The following is a 17,320-nucleotide window of genomic DNA, read 5'->3' as shown; positions in this document are numbered from 1 at the left end:
GCGGAGACGGGCCCGGACCCTACCTGCCGTTCGGGATACACGAAATACTTTCAGGAGCTTCCATGACCGCGACCATTGACACCGGACTTTCGAAAGCCAGCCGCTCGGATGTGGCCGAGGCGCTGACGAAGGTGCTGGCGGACAGCTTCGCCGTCTATCTGAAGACCCACGGCTACCACTGGAACGTCCGCGGGCCGGAGTTCTTCGGCTTCCACAACCTGCTGGAACAGCAGTACCGCGATATCTGGGCCGCGTTGGACGAGATCGCCGAGCGCATCCGCGCCTTGGGCGTGCTGGCCCCGCAGAGCTTCTCGGGCTTTGGCAACCTGACCTCGATCAAGGACGGCGATCCGGAGAAGGACGCCCTGCCGATGCTCAAGGAGCTGATGCAGGATCACGAGACCCTGATCGCCACCGCCCGCGCGGCCTTCGAGGTCGCCCAGGAAGCCGGCGACGAGGCTTCGGCCGATCTGGTAACCCAACGTTTGGCCGCCCATGAGAAGTTCGCCTGGATGCTGCGGTCCACGCTGGGTGGGCGATAAGCCTTGACCGAACGGCGCTTTTCCGCCTGAAAAGCGCCCCGCTTGGCGGGCACAAGCATCGCCGCGGCGCGTCTGGCGCCGCAAGGGAGCTGGAATGGCCAGTGTCGACTGGACATCGCTGAAGCGGACGGGTCGCCGTCTCGCCGCCGCCGCGCCGGCCGCGCTGGCGGCGTTCGGCGTCGCCATGGCCGCCAGCTCCACGCCCCGCCCGGAGATCGATCGTCGCGTCGAACAGGTGCGCCAACTCACGGGCGGCGACCTGTCAGCCAAGGGCCTGGCCGCCATCACCGGCCGCATGACGCCATCCCAGATCGCTATGGCCATGCGCCATGACCCGTCCGAGCTTCAGCCCGCGCTCTATGGCCTGACGCCGGGCTGGGAGAGCCTGACTCTCGCCGGCAAGCCGACGCTGGCACTGGGCGAGTCCGGCCTCGACGCCATGAAGATCAACGCCGCGACCCCGTTCGCGGCCGGTCAGCTGCGCCCGGCCCAGCCCTTCGCCTTCCGCCCGGCTACGGCCGAGGATCGCCGCCGCGCCTTGCGCTGTCTGACCCAGGCCATCTATTTCGAGTCCGCGCTCGAGCCGACCGAGGGCCAGGAAGGCGTCGCGCAGGTCATCCTGAACCGCGTTCGCGATCCCAACTACGCCAACACCGTCTGCGGCGTGGTGTTCGAGGGCGCAGAGCGCGCGACGGGCTGCCAGTTCAGCTTCACCTGCGACGGCTCCATGGCCCAGACGCCTGTGCGCTGGGCCTGGGATCGCGCCCGCGTGGTCGCCGAGCGGGCTCTGGCGGGCCACGTCGCCACGCGCGTCGGCACGGCGACCCATTATCACGCCGATTACGTGCATCCGTGGTGGTCGCCGACCTTGAACAAGCTGACCCAGATCGGCGCGCACATCTTCTATCGCTGGAAGGGCGTCTACGGAGAGCCGGCCGCCTTCCGTCAGGTCTATTCCGGCCGCGAACCTTTCATCGACGAGGCAAGGTTCTCGCGCCCGCGTCTTCAACTGGCCGCCGCTACGGCCGAGGACGCCCAGGCCGCGATGGAACAGGCCCTCGCCTCGGGCCAGCCGACCATGCGCACCGTCGAGATAGATGGACAGACCCGCGTCGTCGGCGTCGCCTCGCTGGGCGGCCGCCGTCAGGCCACGCCCGAGGACATCGCCTCCATCAACGCCCGCATCGCCGCGTTTGAAAGCCCCGCGCCCGCGGCGGCGGCCCCCGTCGTGACCGTCACGCCGGGCGCTACCGCCATGGCTGTTGAGGAAGTCGGCCGTCCGGCCAGCTAAATCCTCAGAAAGCCTGACTATTGCAACGCTTCGTCCGCATCCGCATTGTGTCGGGAGATGAAGGCGCACGGCGCCACTGAGGCTGAACGTGCCAGACGACACCATCGGACAGAACCGCCACGCGGAGCGTAGCCGCATCGCCGCGCTGAAGGCCTATGGCGTCCTGCACACCGCGCCTGAAGCCGACTTCGATGAGATCGTTCGTCTGGCGGCCCTGATCTGCGAGACCCCGACCGCCCTGCTCAGCCTCGTCGCCGAGGATGAGCAGTGGTTCAAGGCCCGGGTCGGCCTCGACGCCTGCTCCACCTCCCGCGACGTGTCCTTCTGCGACCATGCCATGCGCGGGGCGGATGTCATGGTCGTGCCGGACGCACGGCTCGACCCCCGCTTTGCCGACAACGCCCTGGTCACCGGCGCGCCGCACATCCGTTTCTATGCCGGAGCGCCGCTGGTTTCCCCGGACGGCCATCCGCTGGGCTCGCTTTGCGTCATCGACAGCGCGCCCCGCCCCGACGGCCTGACGCCGCTGCAGACCGAAACGCTGATGGTGCTGGCCCGTCAGGTCATGGCCCAGATGGAAGTCCGCCGCCTCCGGGCCGTCGATACGCAGAAGCTGGCCGGGCATGTCGCCAGCGACCTGCGCCACGAGGCCGAAATCGACCTGCGCAACGCCAGCGACCAGCGTCGGGACCGCCGCGACGTCGAACTCGCCGAGATGACCCTGCAACTGGCCGAGAGCGAAGCTCGCTTCCGCGCCATCGCCGACTCCATGCCGCAGATGGTCTGGTCGACCCTGCCGGACGGCTTCCACGACTACTATAACGCCCGCTGGTACGAGTTCACCGGCGTGCCCGAGGGTTCGACCGACGGCGAGGGCTGGAACGACATGTTCCACCCCGACGATCAGAAGCGCGCCCGCGTGCGCTGGATCCATTCACTGGAGACCGGCGATCCCTACGAGATCGAGTACCGCCTGCGGCACCGCTCGGGCGTCTATCGCTGGACGCTCGGCCGGGCCATGGCCCTGCGCAACGAGGCCGGCGAGATCACCCGCTGGTTCGGCACCTGCACCGACATCGACGACCTGAAGCGGATGGAGCAGTCCAAGGAGCTGCTCAGCCAGGAGCTCAGCCACCGCATCAAGAACATCTTCGCGGTCGTCTCGGCCCTGATCGCCTTATCCGCTCGCCGCTTCCCCGAGGCCAAGGCCTTCTCGGCCGCCGTGCGCACCCGCATCAACGCCTTGGCCCGCGCGCACGAGTTCGTCCGCCCGCACACCGAGACCTCGCGGCCAACGGTCGGGTCCATGACCCTGCACGCCTTCCTGACGGATTTGTTCAAGGCCTATGCGGGCTCCGACGGCGCCGCCCGCGTGCGCCTGTCGGGTGACGACGCCACCTTCGACGATCAGGCCGCCACTTCGGTCGCCCTGCTGTTCCACGAACTGGCCACCAACGCCGCCAAATACGGCGCCCTGTCCGCGGAGGAGGGCCACGTCGACCTGATCACCCGTCGCGCTGACGACCGCTTCATCCTGAGCTGGACCGAGCATGGCGGGCCCGTCGTGCAAGGCGAGCCGGAACGAACAGGTTTCGGCACATCTCTTGCGACTCTCTCCGTTGAAGGACAATTGGGGGGCAAGCTGGAACGGAAATGGGAGAAGGGTGGTTTGCATGTCATCGCGAACTTGCCGGCCACTGCGCTCTCAAGACGAAGAGCGGCCCTGGATGTTCGTTAGCCGACATTTAAATGAAACCGCGCGTAGGCTTACGCGTTCATGCGGGCATATGTCCGCCAACATCATGATTTGATTTAAGTTCACACTGCGCCTCCCATGACCGCCCGCATCCTCATCATCGAAGACGAAGCCCTTGTGGCCATGGAGCTCCGCTTCGTGCTCGAGGACCTCGGCCATGAAGTCGTGGGCACGGCCGCGGATGCACGCACGGCCCGCAACATCGTGCGGGAGGCCGAGGTCGATCTCGCCCTCGTCGACATCCATCTGTCCGACGGCGCCACCGGCGTCGATCTGGGGCGCGAGCTGGGACAGGATCAGGGCGTCACCGTCTTGTTCATGACCGCCAACCCCGGCATGGTCCGCAACGGCGTCGCTGGCACGATCGGCGTGCTGTCCAAGCCGACCGACGAGCGCGCGGTGCAGACCGCCGTCGACTACGCCCTGCGCCGCCGCCAAGGCCAGCCGGTCGACTACGCCCCGCCGGGCCTGCAGCTTTTCGCCTGACAAACCCGTGAGCTGGCGATTGCGGCTTTGCTGCAGCGCACCAGATGAGAAGCTCCCCGAAACGCAGGAGCCTCCCCCATGCAGAAACGTCCCCTCGGTCGCAGCGGTCTCGAAACCGCGCCCCTCGTCTTCGGCGGCAATGTCTTCGGCTGGACCATCGACCGTGAGCGGTCCTTTGCCATCCTCGACGCCTTCGTGGACGCCGGCTTCAACGCGATCGACACGGCGGATGTTTACTCGCGCTGGGTGCCGGGCAATGTCGGCGGCGAGAGCGAGACCATCATCGGCGAGTGGCTGAAGGCCCGCGGTCGTCGCGACGGCGTCCTGATCCTGACCAAGGTCGGCTCGGCCATGGGGCAGAACGGCGAAGACAACCGCAACGACCTGTCGCCCGGCTGGATCGAGCGTGCGGTCGAGGACAGCCTCAAGCGGCTCCAGACCGACTTCATCGACCTCTATCAGGCCCACTGGCCTGATGAGCGGACGCCCCAGGACGAAACCCTCCGCGCCTTCGAGACCCTGATCCAGGCCGGCAAGGTCCGCGCCATCGGCGTCTCCAACCACTCGGCCGAGGCTACCGCCGAAGCCCTCGCGATCTCCGAGCGCGACGGCGTCGCCCGCTACCAGACGCTCCAGCCGCACTACAATCTCTACAGCCGGAAGACCTTCGAGGGCCCGCTGCAGGACCTCGCCGTCGAGCGCGGCCTGGGCGTCATTCCCTACTTCAGCCTCGAGGCCGGCTTCCTGTCGGGCAAATACCGCAGCGCCAACGACCTGAAGGGCACGGCCCGCGGCGGCATGCTCGAGGATCACTTCGACGAGCGCGGCGTCCGCATCCTCGCCACCCTTCGCGCCGTCGCCGACCGCAACGAGGCCACCCCCGCCCAAACCTCGCTCGCCTGGCTCCTGACCCGCCCGGCCATCACCGCCCCCATCGTCAGCGCAACCACGCTGGACCAGCTCTCCGACACGCTCAAGGCGGCGACGTTGACGCTATCGGACGACGATCTGGCGGAACTGACGGAGGCCAGCGAGGGCTAGTCTGCGGTCGGTTGGTTCGTCACGGCGAACACAACGGACCACAAAGAACACAACGGGGCCTGCGCGCGCTTCACCGTCGGCGGGCTCCTTCCGTCACGTCTTCCCGATCGCTTTGCGATCAATTCCGCTCAGACAGCACCACAGGAGCGCGATCGTATCCGCGACCTCGCTCCCGTCGTGTCCTTTGTGAATTCGTGGTGTCCGTTGTGAAGAACCAGCGGCCTCAGAACCGCTCCGCCCTCACCAGACCCCGATCTTCTCCGCTTCCTTGTGCGTGATCGGGTGGCCCTCGGCCTTATGATCCTGTTCGGCGAGGAAGCGAACGGCTTCCAGCGCGGCCATGCAGCCCATGCCGGCCGCCGTCACCGCCTGGCGATAGATGTCGTCGGTCACGTCGCCGGCGGCCCACACGCCCTCGATCGCGGTCGCCGCCGTCCCCGGCTTCACCACCAGATAGCCGCCCTGCTTGGTTTCCAGCTGGCCGGCGAACAGCTCCGACGACGGCGCATGGCCGATGGCGATGAAGACGCCATCCGCCGCGATGTCGCGTGTCTCGCCCGTCTTCACGTTCTTGATCCGCGCCCCGGTGACGTTCACGCCGCCGAAGCTGTTGGTCTCGCCCAGGATCTCGTCGATGGCGTTGTCCCACACCACCTCGACCTTCGGATGGGCGAACAGGCGGTCCTGCAGGATGCGCTCTGCGCGGAACTCGTCGCGGCGGTGCACGACGGTCACCTTCGACGCGAAGTTGGTCAGGAACAGCGCCTCCTCGACCGCGGTGTTGCCGCCGCCGACCACGATCACGTCCTTGCCGCGATAGAAGAAGCCGTCGCAGGTGGCGCAGGCCGACACGCCGAAGCCCTGGTACTTCGCCTCGCTCTCCAGCCCCAGCCACTTGGCCTGGGCGCCCGTCGAGATGATCACCGTCTCGGCCAGCATCTCGGTCCCGCTGTCCAGCGTCAGACGGAACGGACGCTGCGACAGATCGGCCTTGACCACGATGTCGTGGATCACCTCGGTCCCGACGTGCTCGGCCTGCTTCTGCATCTGCTCCATCAGCCACGGGCCCTGGATCACGTCGGCGAAGCCCGGATAGTTCTCGACATCGGTCGTGATGGTCAGCTGCCCGCCCGGCTGAAGCCCGGCGATCACCACGGGCTGCAGCAGCGCGCGTGCGGCGTAGATGGCGGCGGTCCAGCCGGCGGGGCCGGAGCCGATGATGGCGACGCGGACGGTACGGAGAGTGCTCATGGGCCCTATTTAGGGGCTGATTCCGCTTTTCGGAATGATAGTCTGGCCGTGCAGCACAGGAGCAGGGGATGAAGACGGGTCAGGGTGCGGCGTTCCTCCCGATCGGGGTCGCCATGGGCATCTCCATCGGCACGGCCATCGGCGTGGCGACGGACAATCTGGCGATGGGCCTCAGCCTCGGAGTCGCCATCGGCGCAGGTCTGGGCGTCGCGCTGATGGGGGCGGCCAATGCGAAGGCGGCGAAGAAGGACGGTTCCGACGGCGGTTCCGGCGTCATCTCCGACGGCGGCGGCCGCTCGAAGGACGCTGACGCCGGGGACAGCGGGTCCGACGGCGGCGGCGATGGCGGTGGCGGCGGCGGGGACTGAACCGACGACTCCAGGAATTCAGACCCGCCCCATCCTCCGCAACACCTCCCGCGCCGCCCGATCCGTCTCCGCCAGCGGCTCATACGCCCAGCTTGCCAGCGACCCGTCGAACGCCCGCGCCGCCCCCCGCTCGCGCAGGTCCGCATGCAGTCGCCCGAACTTGTCCGCCGGCTTCGTCGCCACCATCGGCAGCACCTGCACCGGCTTGCCGGTCGAGGCTGCCTCGGCCGCCATGTTGGCGCTGTCCTCGGTGACTAGGACCTGGTCGGCGTAGTGCAGAAAGGCGAAATAGGGGTTCGCCCCGGTTCCGTCCCAGATCAGCCCCGGCAGGCCTGACAGCCGCGCCGTGATCGCCGCCTTCGCCGCCTCGGGCGTCCGGCGGGAGAACGTCAGCATCAGTGAGCCGCCCACGTCCCCGATCGCCGTCGCGATCCGATCCGCCAGCTCAGCCGCATGCGCCTCCGGCAGATCGTGCGCCCGCGACTTTCCGCCGATCAGCACCGCCACCCGGGGCCGGGACAGGGCTTCCAGCCGGTACGCGAACGCCGCCGCCCCCTCGGCCACCCGCGCGGGCGTCACCCGGTGCGGCGAGCCGGTGATCGACAGCACGTTCGCCCCCGCGATCCCGTCATGCCGGGGCGCCACGACCAGATCGTAGTCGCCCGTCCGCCAGCGCGGGTCCTGCGTCTGCACCACGAACGTCTTTCCGCCCGAGCGCCGCTTCGCCATCAGCGACAGGGGCAGGGTCGCCCGTCCGGTTGCGATCCACACATCCGGCCAAGGCTCCCCGGCGGCGGGAAACGGATCGTCGCCCGCCGGATCCAGCATCCATGACGCCTTGAGCGCCGACGGCAGCTTGTCGAACGCCTTGCGCCACTTCACGCGGCGGATGGTGATTTCAGACGGCGAAAGGCGCTGGAGGGCTTCCGCCAACCCCAGCGCCTGATTTTCCATGCCGATCCGGCCGTCAGAGACGACCCGGATCGAAAGCGGCTTCTGCGAGCCTACTTCCACTCGACCTTGAGGATCTCGTAGGCCTTCACGCCGCCGGGCGTGTTGACCTCGACCACGTCGCCGACCTCTTTCGAGATCATGGCGCGGGCGATCGGCGAGGCGATGGAGATCTTGCCCGCCTTCACATCGGCTTCATGCTCGCCGACGATCTGGTAGCGGCCTTCTTCCTCGGTGTCCTCGTCGACCACGGTGACCGTGGCGCCGAACTTCACCTGGTCGCCCGACAGTTTCGAGACGTCGATCACCTGGGCGCGGGACAGCTTGTCCTCGATGTCGGCGATCGAGCCCTCGATCCAGCCCTGGCGCTCCTTGGCAGCGTGATATTCTGCGTTTTCAGACAGATCGCCGTGCTCGCGGGCCTCGGAGATGGCCGCGATGACGCTCGGCCTTTCGACCGACTTCAATTGCTTCAGCTGATCGTCGAGGACACGGTAGCCCTCGGCCGTCATCGGCACTTTTTCCATATGTCGTGAATTTCTTGCTTCGCCCGAATGACAGATTACTCGAACCAGACTGGTCGCGGGGCGAACGCGACCGGGCAAAGAGGGTAGTGCGGCCTGAGGAAAGGTTCAAGTCCGCCGATCAGGCGGGTGTCTCTCTGTCGCGGGCGGCCTGGGTTTTCAGCGCGCCGTGGCGCAGCAGGCTCCAGACCAGCCACGCCACGGCGGCCAGCCCCATCGCCATGAACAGGGCCGACACGATCGCGATCCCCGCTGCGATGAACGCGAGCACGAATGCGATGGCGGCAGCCAGGGCGGCGATGATCTGGACGGTCTTCAGGCGCATGAAACCTTAACGCCGTCGCGTGCGGGGGGTTGCGGTGTCTCGCACTTGTTCCCCGACTGTGTCTTTTCAGGCGTAGGCGTAAGGTCCGCCGCGTTCCAGCGCCGCCTTGTAGGCCGGCCGGGCATGGATCCGCTCCACGAACGCCCGACAGTTCGGCTTGTCCGGGAAGCCCGCGCGCGACGCCGCTGCCTCCAGCGGGAAGCTCATCATGATGTCCGCCGCGCTGAACGCCTCGCCGGCGAACCAGCCGCTCTTCGCCAGCTCCGCCTCCCAGTAGGCCGTGTGGCTGGCGATCTGCGGCGTGATCAGCCGCGCGCGGACCTTCTTGGCGATCCCGTTGGCGATCGGCCGGATCAGGGCCGGCGACCGCCGCGGGATTTCCCCGAAGATCAGGCTCAGCAGCAGGGGCGTCATCGCCGACCCCTCGGCGTAGTGCAGCCAGTAGGTATAGCGCCGCGCCGCCTCGCTTCCCGCCGCGGGTTTCAGCGTGTTGGGGAAGGTCTCCAGCAGGTACTCGACGATCGCCCCCGTCTCGGCCACGATCACATCGCCATGCTGGATCACCGGCGACTTGCCCAGCGGATGGATCGCCCGCAGCTCCGGCGGCGCCAGCCGGGTGTTCGCATCCCGCTCGTACCGCTTCACCTCATACGGCACGCCCATCTCCTCCAGCAGCCACAGCACGCGCTGCGACCGCGAGTCGTTCAGGTGATGCACGATGATCATGGCCGGCCCCGTCGTTGAGCGTCCCAGTTAGGAAGATTGACGCGGCGTCGGTCCAGCGAAATCAGCGACGACGGCCGCTCCAGGCGTGCCGGGGATGCGGTTGGCGGCTGGTGGGGCCTGCCTTTGAGGCCTGCCGACCCTGCCAGAGCTGCCAAGCGAGCGTGGCGAGCGCGAGCTTCCCGGCATGCCGACCAGCCATTCGGCGACCGCCGCGGCTGAGCAAAAGACCTCCAACCAGAGTGGCGAGCTTGGGAATGGGCATGCGAATCTCCTTTCCCTGCAAACGTCACGGCGTCGATTGCGTTCAGCGCGCCGGAACCGCAACGACCTCGTCCAACGCCGATACCCCGGCCGGCGAGAAGGCCTCGACTGCGAACCAGTAGTGGACGCCAACATTCAGCGCCCGGATCTCCAACTGGTCCTGCGCCGCCGTCAGATCATCGGCGTAAATCTGGTAGGTCAGGAACAGCCGGTCCGGCGCCGTCCCCCAGCGCACATTGTAGCCCAGCGCCCCCTCCACTGGCCGGATACGGACCAGCGCGTTCCTCTGGTCTTCCCCACGCGTGACCGTCGCCTCGGGCCTTGCCGGAGCTGGCCCCTCGACCGTGCCGAACACCCTCAGGTCCCCGATGGCCAGGTTCGCGCCGGCGATCTCTCCATGCTCGTAGCGGATGAAGCGCGCGTCCACCGGCGTCTCGCCCTCCAGATAGGCGTTCGGCCGGTCTCGGTCCGAGTCGGACAGGTCTGCGAACACCCGCCAGTCCTGTCCGTCCGCCGACCACAGGATGCGGAAGCGCGTGCGGATGTCCCGCCGCTCGGCATAGATCCCGGCCTCGTGGTCCGCATAGTTCACCTGCACCGCATGGACCCGCTTCACCGCGCCCAGATCCAGCGTCAGCGTCTGTCCGGCCTCATTGCGGTCGGCAACCCAGAAGGTGCGCGGGTTCTCGTCCGTCGCCCGATCCGCCCCGAACTCGCCCCGCGTCGATGAGGCCGTGGCGGCGGCCCGATACGACAGGGGGAACCAGCCGGTGAACAGGCTCTCCGGATCGCTGACCGGCCCGTCGGGCATCCGATGCGGATAGTCGCCGAAGCGGCTGGTGAAATGCATCTGGCCGTCGGGCGTGAAGCCGCCGGGGAACATCGCGATCCGCCGCTCGAAGGTCCAGTTGTGCCCGATCCACGGCGTGCCGGTGTTCCACCAGTTGCCGTGCCGGTCCTGGAAGGTCGAGCCGTGACCCGCCCCCTCGACGAAACCGCCGGGCTTGTAGCTGATCGGATTGTACGGCGCGTACTCGAACGGCCCCAGCGGGCTGTCTGAGACATAAACGCCGTTGGCGTAGGCGTTGAACTCGGTTCCCGGCGCCCCGTACTGCAGATAGTACCGTCCGCCGTGCTTCGTCATCCACGCCCCCTCCATGTAGGGGGCGATGGCCGTCCCGTCGGGCAGGGCGCCCGAGTGATCCTGCCCGAACCGCTCCCAGCCGTGCCGGTCGGGATGCAGGACATGCAGCTTCACCACATCGCCGATGAAGCGCATGGGCGGGGTCGGATCGACCTCGACGGCATAGAGCGGATGAACGTTCGACGAGCCCCAGTACAGGTACCAGCGGCCGTCCCCCCCGCTTTCCGGCATGTCGATGAACAGGTCCGGGTCCCACGGCCCGGGCGGCAGCTTGCCCTCGGGCAGGGCGCCGTCGGCATAGGCGCCTTCCTCGCTGCGGGTCAGGGCGCCGGGTACGGGCGGCAGGATGCGGGTGTGCCACTCCCACTGTCCCGTCTCCGGATGCTCGCTGACCAGCACCGGCCGCGGCTCGAACGCCGACTGCATCAGGTACAGCCGCTCACCGTCCGACCGCGCCGCCGGCGCCACATTGCTCTCGAACGGCCAGCGGTTCGGCTGGACATAGGTCCAGTCCAGCAGGTCGGGCGAGGTCCAGTATCCGTCGGCCAGCGTCTGGAACAGGAAATACCGGTCGCGATGCAGCACGATCACCGGATCCGCCCCGGTGCGGTAGCTGATGCCCCGGTGCGTCTGCTCGAAATTGTATTTGTAATCCACGTCCACCGGATTGGCCCACGTCCGCGGCCGCGCCTCCTGGGCGAAAGCGGGCAGGGCGATCAGGGCCGCAAGGGCGGTCAGGATGGTCGTGCGCATGGCCGGCAGGCTAGCATGCGGGGCCGGTCATTGAGTTCACGAGCCGTTTCGCCCACACCGGAGCCATGACCGCGTCCGAACCCCGCCTGACATCGCTCGCCCACGGCGGCGGCTGCGGCTGCAAGATCGCGCCGGGCGTGCTGCAGGACATCCTGAAGCGGATGCCGGCCGCCGCGTCCTTCGCCGATCTGATGGTGGGGACCGAAACCAGCGACGATGCCGCGGTCTGGCGGCTGAACGACCGGCAGGCGCTGGTCGCCACGACCGATTTCTTCATGCCGGTAGTGGACGATCCGTACGACTTTGGCCGCATCGCCGCGACCAACGCCCTGTCCGACATCTACGCCATGGGCGGCCGGCCGATCCTGGCGCTGGCCCTCGTCGGCATGCCGGTCAACGTCCTGTCGCCGGAGACCATCGGCGAGATCCTGCGCGGCGGGGCTGACGTCTGCGCCGTGGCGGGCATCCCCGTCGCCGGCGGCCATTCGATCGACAGCGTCGAGCCGATCTATGGCCTCGTCGGCCTGGGCCTGGTCGAGCCGGACAAGGTCCTGACCAATCGCGGCGCCCGCCCCCGCGACGTGTTGATCCTGACCAAGGCGCTGGGCGTCGGAGTCTACAGCGCCGCGCTCAAGGCCGGGCGGCTGGATGACGCGGGCTACGCGGCCCTGATCGCCTCGACCACCCGGCTGAACACCGTCGGCGCCGACATGGCCGGCCGCGAGGGCGTCCACGCCATGACCGACGTCACCGGCTTCGGTCTGCTGGGCCACGCGCTGGAGATGGCGCGCGGGGCAGGGGCCACGGTCGAACTGACGCCCGATCCGCCCCTGCTGCCCGGCGTCGAAACCCTCGCCGCCGCCGGCGTACGCACCGGGGCCTCGGTCCGCAACTGGGCGGCTTATGGCGCAGACTGTGACCTGCCCGCCGACTTGCCGGAGTGGCGGCGCGACCTGCTGACCGACCCCCAGACCTCCGGCGGACTGCTGATCGCCGTGGCCGGGGATCAGGCCCCGGCGGTTCTCGCCCAAGTCCGCGCTGCCGGCTTCGACGCCGCCGCCACCATCGGCCGCGTGGTCGAGGGGCCGGCCCGGGTCCGCGTCGCGTGATCCGTCGCACCACGGACCTGAGCCCCGCCGCCCGTGACGGCTTCACCGCCCTGATCGACGTGCGCAGCCCCTCGGAGTTCGCCGGGGACCACCTGCCGGGCGCCATCAATCTGCCCGTCCTCGACGACGCCCAGCGCGCGGAGATCGGCGCCGAGTACGTCCGTGGCTCCAAGTTCGAGGCTCGCCGGCGCGGCGCCGCCATGGTCGCGCGCAACATCGCCGCCCACCTCGACGGCCCGCTGTCGGGCGTCGGCGGCGGTTACCAGCCGCTGGTCTATTGCTGGCGGGGCGGGCAGCGATCGGGCGCCATGGTCGCGGTCATGGAACAGGTCGGCTGGCCCGTGACCGTGCTCGAGGGCGGCTACCAGACCTGGCGGCGGCAGGTCGTGGCCGGCCTCTACGACCAGCCCCTGCCGCACCGCCTTGTCCTGCTGGACGGCCCGACAGGCGCCGGCAAGACCGCGCTCCTGTCCACGCTGGCGGCCGAGGGCGCACAGACCCTCGATCTCGAGGCCCTCGCCGGTCACCGCGGCTCCCTGTTCGGCGCCACCGTCGGCGGCCAGCCGTCTCAGAAGGCGTTCGAGACCGCCCTGCACGACGCCCTGTCCCGCCTCGATCCGGCGCGTCCGGTGATCGTCGAGGCGGAGAGCAGCCGCATCGGCCGTCGCGCCCTGCCGCAGTCACTCTGGAACGCCATGAAGGCCGCGCCGCTGGTCCGTCTGGACGCGCGCCTGCGCGACCGGGTCGCCCGCATCCTCGCCGACTATGCCGACATCGCCGCCGACCCGGGCGCGCTCGACGCCGCCCTGGGCCGCCTGCCGCGCCATCATGCGAAGACTGACATCGCCCGCTGGCGGGACCTCGCCGCCGCCGGTGAGCTCGAACCCCTCGTCGAGGACCTGATCGCCCACCACTACGACCCCGCCTGGCGCAAGCAGGCGCTGGACCGCCCCCGTCGCCTGCTGGCCGAGGTCGCGCTGGACGGTCCGTCCCCGGACCATGCGACCGCCGCCGCCCGGGCGATCATCAAGGCGCTCGACGGCGGGGAATTCGCCGCCTAGCTTCGCCCGATGGCCGCTTCACGACTGCGCTCCGCCCTGATGTCCCTCAGCCTGTGGGTGCTGGTCGCCCTGCTGGCGGGCCTGTTCGCCGGCGCCGCCGCCCAGGCTTGGGGCCTGCCGGGCGGGGAGGGGACGGCCGAGGTCATCGCCGCCGTCGGCTCGCTGTGGCTGAACGCGCTGAAGATGACCATCATCCCACTGGTGTTCAGCCTGCTGGTCACCGGCATCGCCTCCATCGCCGACGCCGCCGCGACCGGCCGGCTGGCGCTAAAGGCGCTGATGGTCTTCGCCATCCTTCTGGTCGGCGCGACGATCTGGGCCATCTTCGCGGCCGAGAGCCTGCACGCGATCTGGCCCATCGCCGCCGACGGCGCCCGCACCCTTCTGGCCGGAGCCCCCGACGCCTCGGTGGTCAGGCAGAACTCCGGCAACGGCGGCATCGCCGGCTTCCTCGCCAGCCTCGCGCCCGCCAACCCGATCCGCGCCGCGGCCGAGGACGCCATCCTCGGCATCGTCGTCTTCGCCATCGCGTTCGGCTTCGCGGTCACCCGCCTCGACATCGCCCGCCGTGCGCCTCTGGTCGGCTTCTTTGAGGCCGTGTCCGAGACCATGATCGTGATCGTCCACTGGGTGCTGAAGGCCGCGCCGCTGGGCGTCTTCGCCCTGTCGATGGGCGTGGGCCTGAACGCCGGCCTCGGCGCGCTGGGCGTGCTGGGCCACTACGTCGCCATCATCGTCCTGGCCCAGGTCGGGCTGATCCTGCTGATCTACGCCGTCGTCGTCCCGTGGGGCCGCATCGGTCTCGGACGCTTCGCCCGCGGCGTCATCCCGGCGCAGGTCGTGGCCTTCTCGACCCAGTCCTCTCTGGCCAGCCTCCCGGCCATGGTTGAGCAGGCCCGCACCGCGCTGGGCCTGTCCAACGCCACCGCCGGCCTCGTCCTGCCGCTGGCCGTCGCCATCTTCCGCATCACCAGCCCGGTGGCCAACCTCGGCGTGGTCATCTACGTCGCCCACCTGCACGGCATCGATCTGGGACCCGCCGCCTGGTTCGCCGGCGCCGTCACCGCCATCGCCGTGTCGGTCGGCACGGTCGGCCTGCCCGGTCAGGTCAGCTTCTTCGTCTCCATCGCCCCCATCTGCCTGGCCATGGGCGTGCCGGTGCAGGTTCTGCCGCTGCTGCTGGCGGTCGAGGTCATCCCCGACATCTTCCGCACCATCGGCAACGTCACCGCCGACCTCGCCGCCGCCCGCATCGTGGAGGGCCGCGACGCCCAGGCGGACCCGGAGGCCGGCGGGGGCATCTGACGCAGGAAAAAGGCCCGCCCCGAAGGAACGGGCCTCGATACGCAGTCGTCGTGCGTCTCAGCCCTTCTTCTGCTTGCCCAGCCACAGCGCCGCGCGCACGGCCTGCACCCCGACCACCAGGCCGATCGCGTTCAGCACGAAGCTGGCCGCGCCGCCGCCCGGTCCGTTGCCGATAATGACCATCAGCTTGCCGGCCGTCTCGATGATCATCCAAGCCAGCGCCAGGCCCACGGCCCAAACCGGCTGCTTCGTCCAGATCTGCCAGCCCAGCAGGGCCGCGATGCCCAGCACCACGGCATGGGCGATCAGCACGCTGGTCTTGTCGCCGCCCGGCGCGAAGGGCGACTCGCCGCCCAGCATCACGATCACGGTCATGGCCACATAGCCGAAGGCGACCAGGCCGATGCACGCCGCGCCGCCCTCCTTGGCGAGGCCTCGCGCGTGGGCCTCATCGATGATCGGTACGAACGGATTCCAGGAAAACTTCGGCTTGGCCGGCTTGTCTGCGGTGTTGTCAGTCATTGGGGGGCTCCTCTTGAACCCGCTAGCCTGTCAGCCTGCCCGATGCCCGGACGCGTCAGGGACGCGTTTCATCGCAAACTTCCTGACCGGGCGTTCCGAAAGCGTCGCCCGCCGGGAATGGCCGCGGGACGGTGCGACGACGGTCCCTTATTCCGGCCCCCGGCGCCGTCCGGCGCGCATCTCACTCTTGCAAGCCTGACTATTTCAGGTTGATGATCGTGTCCTGTTCATTTCATCGGATCTAAGGAAGCGGGCCAATGTTCTTCAGCGCCGCCGTGGCCGCCCTCGCGCTTCTTCATTCCACAGCCGATCCGCAGGTCCCGCCCCCCGCACCTCAATCCCCTGCCCAACAGGTCGACCCCACCACCCTCGCTGATGTGGTCGTCCGGGGTGCGGCGGCCGAGCCGGAGCAACTCAGGTCTTTCGTCACCGAGATCGGCGGCGGCCCGCCGCGCCGGCTGATGGCGCGCTGGAACCGGCCCATCTGCATCGGCACAGTGAATGCCCGGCCCGAGTACGCTCAGCCCTTCATCGACCATATGGCTCGCGTCGCGATCGACGCCGGCGCCGCCGTCGATGGTCCGGGGTGCCGCGCCAACATGCTGGTGATCTTCACCAGCAACGGAAAGGTCACGGCGGAAGCCCTCGCCGCGGGTAGTCCGCTGTCCTTTATTCCTCCCGGGCAGGCCGGCCCGCGCCTGACCCGCGCGGACCTCGACGCCTTCATCAACAGCGACCGCCCGGTGCGCTGGTGGCATCTCAGCCAAGACGTTTCGGAATCGACCGGCAACCCGGTCCAGATGGTCACCATCTACACCGCGGATGGAGAGGAGGTAGAGGTTCCTCAGGTCGTCGTGGACCGGATGTCGCGCCTTGGGTCTGGCATGCGGACGGATCTCCAGCAGGGTGTGATCATCGTCGATACATCGCGGCTGGGGGATACCTCCACCGCGTCGCTGGCGGACTACGCGGCCATGGTCATGCTGTCCCAGATCGACCCGGGAACCCAAGCCGCAGGCTTCCCCAGCATCCTGTCGCTGTTTTCCCGACCGGTGGGCAGCGCCAGCCTGACGGAGTGGGACATGGCCTATCTCCGCTCTCTGTATCGCACGCCGCCGGGCCGCCCCAGCCGCCGGTTCCAGGAGCGGGAGATCGCCGCGGGGATGGAGCGCGAGTTCACTCGAGACCCCGCCCGCCCGGTCGGACGATAAACCGACATCACCCCGGGCCGGACCCCGGCTTCGTCGCCCATCTCATCCGCGACAGGGTCTCCGCCGCCCTGAGCAGGGCCATCGCCTCCGTCGCCTGGCCCCGGCCGATCAGCCACGCCGCCCGCCGCGCCGCCTTGCGGATGGCCTGATCGGCGTCCACGGGCGGCGGCTCGGGCAGGGCGTCGAGATCTTCCAGCGTTCCGATGGCCGGCGCCGGCCCATCGGCCTCGCCGCGCATCGGCCTCAGGTCATGCTGCCCGGCGTATGTCTTGCGGGTCCAGCCTTCCTGCATGGCCTTCCGCCGGACGTTCGACTCACCGACGTCGAAGCGCAGGGCCACGGCGCGGGCGCTCTCACCCGCCAGATAGGCTTCCCTGACGCGTCGCCACGTCTCCGGCCCCCGATACTTGCGCAAACGATGATGTTCCATTCGCGTAGCCTGACACGCCGCTACGTCAAAAACGGTCGCATCACTTATCCACAGGTCGGCGAGCTCTGGCGTTTGTGGTCAAACTGGCCGGTCGGGCGTCGGAACGACTGGCGGAAATCACCGGGAAGTGTTGTCGAGAAAAAACCTTCCGCTCATCCCCGCGAAGGCGGGAATCCAGTGCCGCCCGTCAGATCACGCTCAGACCACCCGCAGCTCGCTGCGAAGCGACGTCGCCGCCGCCTCGCATGTGCTGGATCGCCGCC

18 protein-coding genes are annotated in these 17,320 nt (G+C 68.8%); 10 read left to right on the top strand and 8 right to left on the bottom strand.

Translation table 11 applies throughout. The features are described 5' to 3' along the window. Positions 1–62: 62 nt before the first annotated feature. From ABDZ95_RS00815 to ABDZ95_RS00795, 5 genes are all read left to right on the top strand, one after another. Positions 63–542, top strand: a complete 480-nt coding sequence (locus tag ABDZ95_RS00815) for a Dps family protein (protein WP_343788895.1) — start codon at positions 63–65, stop codon at positions 540–542. A gap of 94 nt (positions 543–636) precedes the next feature. Beyond that, a complete protein-coding gene (locus ABDZ95_RS00810; RefSeq protein WP_343788892.1) occupies positions 637–1,833 on the top strand; it encodes a cell wall hydrolase in 1,197 nt (398 codons plus the stop codon). 88 nt (positions 1,834–1,921) lie between these two features. Next, entirely contained in the window at positions 1,922–3,571 is a 1,650-nt protein-coding gene (locus tag ABDZ95_RS00805) for a sensor histidine kinase (protein ID WP_343788889.1), read from the top strand. A gap of 96 nt (positions 3,572–3,667) precedes the next feature. Further along, a complete protein-coding gene (locus tag ABDZ95_RS00800) occupies positions 3,668–4,075 on the top strand; it encodes a response regulator (protein ID WP_343788885.1) in 408 nt (135 codons plus the stop codon). A 78-nt stretch (positions 4,076–4,153) separates the two neighbouring features. Then, a complete protein-coding gene (locus tag ABDZ95_RS00795; protein WP_343788882.1) occupies positions 4,154–5,116 on the top strand; it encodes an aldo/keto reductase in 963 nt (320 codons plus the stop codon). A 240-nt stretch (positions 5,117–5,356) separates the two neighbouring features. Here ABDZ95_RS00795 and trxB read toward each other — a convergent pair whose 3' ends face one another. After that, positions 5,357–6,367, bottom strand: coding sequence for a thioredoxin-disulfide reductase (gene trxB / locus ABDZ95_RS00790; protein WP_343788879.1), 1,011 nt, complete (start codon positions 6,365–6,367; stop codon positions 5,357–5,359). Positions 6,368–6,435: 68 nt separating this feature from the next. On the opposite strand from trxB, the gene ABDZ95_RS00785 reads away from it, so the two are divergent. Beyond that, positions 6,436–6,735, top strand: coding sequence for a glycine zipper domain-containing protein (locus ABDZ95_RS00785; protein ID WP_343788876.1), 300 nt, complete (start codon positions 6,436–6,438; stop codon positions 6,733–6,735). Between the two features lie 18 nt (positions 6,736–6,753). On the opposite strand, the gene ABDZ95_RS00780 is transcribed toward ABDZ95_RS00785, so the two are convergent. The 5 genes from ABDZ95_RS00780 to ABDZ95_RS00760 form a co-directional block, all read right to left on the bottom strand. Beyond that, the gene (locus ABDZ95_RS00780) at positions 6,754–7,749 is read right to left on the bottom strand and encodes a mitochondrial fission ELM1 family protein (RefSeq protein ID WP_343788874.1); all 996 of its coding nucleotides are present in this window, start codon (positions 7,747–7,749) and stop codon (positions 6,754–6,756) included. Continuing rightward, complete coding sequence (gene greA, locus ABDZ95_RS00775; RefSeq protein ID WP_343788871.1) at positions 7,740–8,213, bottom strand: transcription elongation factor GreA; 474 nt, start codon at positions 8,211–8,213, stop codon at positions 7,740–7,742. The genes ABDZ95_RS00780 and greA overlap by 10 nt, the downstream gene beginning before the upstream one ends. A 118-nt stretch (positions 8,214–8,331) precedes the next feature. After that, entirely contained in the window at positions 8,332–8,535 is a 204-nt protein-coding gene (locus tag ABDZ95_RS00770; protein WP_343788868.1) for a hypothetical protein, read from the bottom strand. 66 nt (positions 8,536–8,601) lie between these two features. Then, positions 8,602–9,261, bottom strand: coding sequence for a glutathione S-transferase (locus ABDZ95_RS00765; protein WP_343788865.1), 660 nt, complete (start codon positions 9,259–9,261; stop codon positions 8,602–8,604). A gap of 304 nt (positions 9,262–9,565) precedes the next feature. After that, positions 9,566–11,419 carry a family 43 glycosylhydrolase gene (locus ABDZ95_RS00760; protein ID WP_343788862.1) on the bottom strand — a complete coding sequence of 618 codons (1,854 nt, stop codon included), beginning with the start codon at positions 11,417–11,419 and terminating at the stop codon, positions 9,566–9,568. Positions 11,420–11,484: 65 nt separating this feature from the next. Between ABDZ95_RS00760 and selD the strand changes: the two genes are divergently transcribed. From selD to ABDZ95_RS00745, 3 genes are read left to right on the top strand one after another with little or no spacing between them, the layout of a single operon-like run. After that, a complete protein-coding gene (gene selD, locus ABDZ95_RS00755) occupies positions 11,485–12,528 on the top strand; it encodes a selenide, water dikinase SelD (protein ID WP_343788858.1) in 1,044 nt (347 codons plus the stop codon). Further along, positions 12,525–13,589: a tRNA 2-selenouridine(34) synthase MnmH gene (mnmH, locus tag ABDZ95_RS00750; RefSeq protein ID WP_343788855.1), complete on the top strand. Its 1,065-nt coding sequence runs from the start codon at positions 12,525–12,527 to the stop codon at positions 13,587–13,589. The genes selD and mnmH overlap by 4 nt, the downstream gene beginning before the upstream one ends. 9 nt (positions 13,590–13,598) lie before the next feature. After that, entirely contained in the window at positions 13,599–14,894 is a 1,296-nt protein-coding gene (locus tag ABDZ95_RS00745; RefSeq protein ID WP_343788852.1) for a dicarboxylate/amino acid:cation symporter, read from the top strand. A gap of 57 nt (positions 14,895–14,951) precedes the next feature. Here the strand turns inward: ABDZ95_RS00745 and ABDZ95_RS00740 are convergent, their stop codons facing one another. Then, entirely contained in the window at positions 14,952–15,416 is a 465-nt protein-coding gene (locus tag ABDZ95_RS00740; protein WP_343788847.1) for a hypothetical protein, read from the bottom strand. A gap of 275 nt (positions 15,417–15,691) precedes the next feature. On the opposite strand from ABDZ95_RS00740, the gene ABDZ95_RS00735 reads away from it, so the two are divergent. Beyond that, a complete protein-coding gene (locus ABDZ95_RS00735) occupies positions 15,692–16,627 on the top strand; it encodes a hypothetical protein (RefSeq protein WP_343788844.1) in 936 nt (311 codons plus the stop codon). Positions 16,628–16,634: 7 nt separating this feature from the next. Here the strand turns inward: ABDZ95_RS00735 and ABDZ95_RS00730 are convergent, their stop codons facing one another. Then, complete coding sequence (locus tag ABDZ95_RS00730; protein WP_343788841.1) at positions 16,635–17,057, bottom strand: hypothetical protein; 423 nt, start codon at positions 17,055–17,057, stop codon at positions 16,635–16,637. Positions 17,058–17,320 lie beyond the last annotated feature (263 nt).

The organism is Brevundimonas kwangchunensis (genome assembly GCF_039523815.1).
GTDB classification, from domain to species: domain Bacteria; phylum Pseudomonadota; class Alphaproteobacteria; order Caulobacterales; family Caulobacteraceae; genus Brevundimonas; species Brevundimonas kwangchunensis.
The sequence above is the reverse complement of the archived record's forward strand: the minus strand, read 5'-3'. Positions and strand labels throughout refer to the sequence as shown.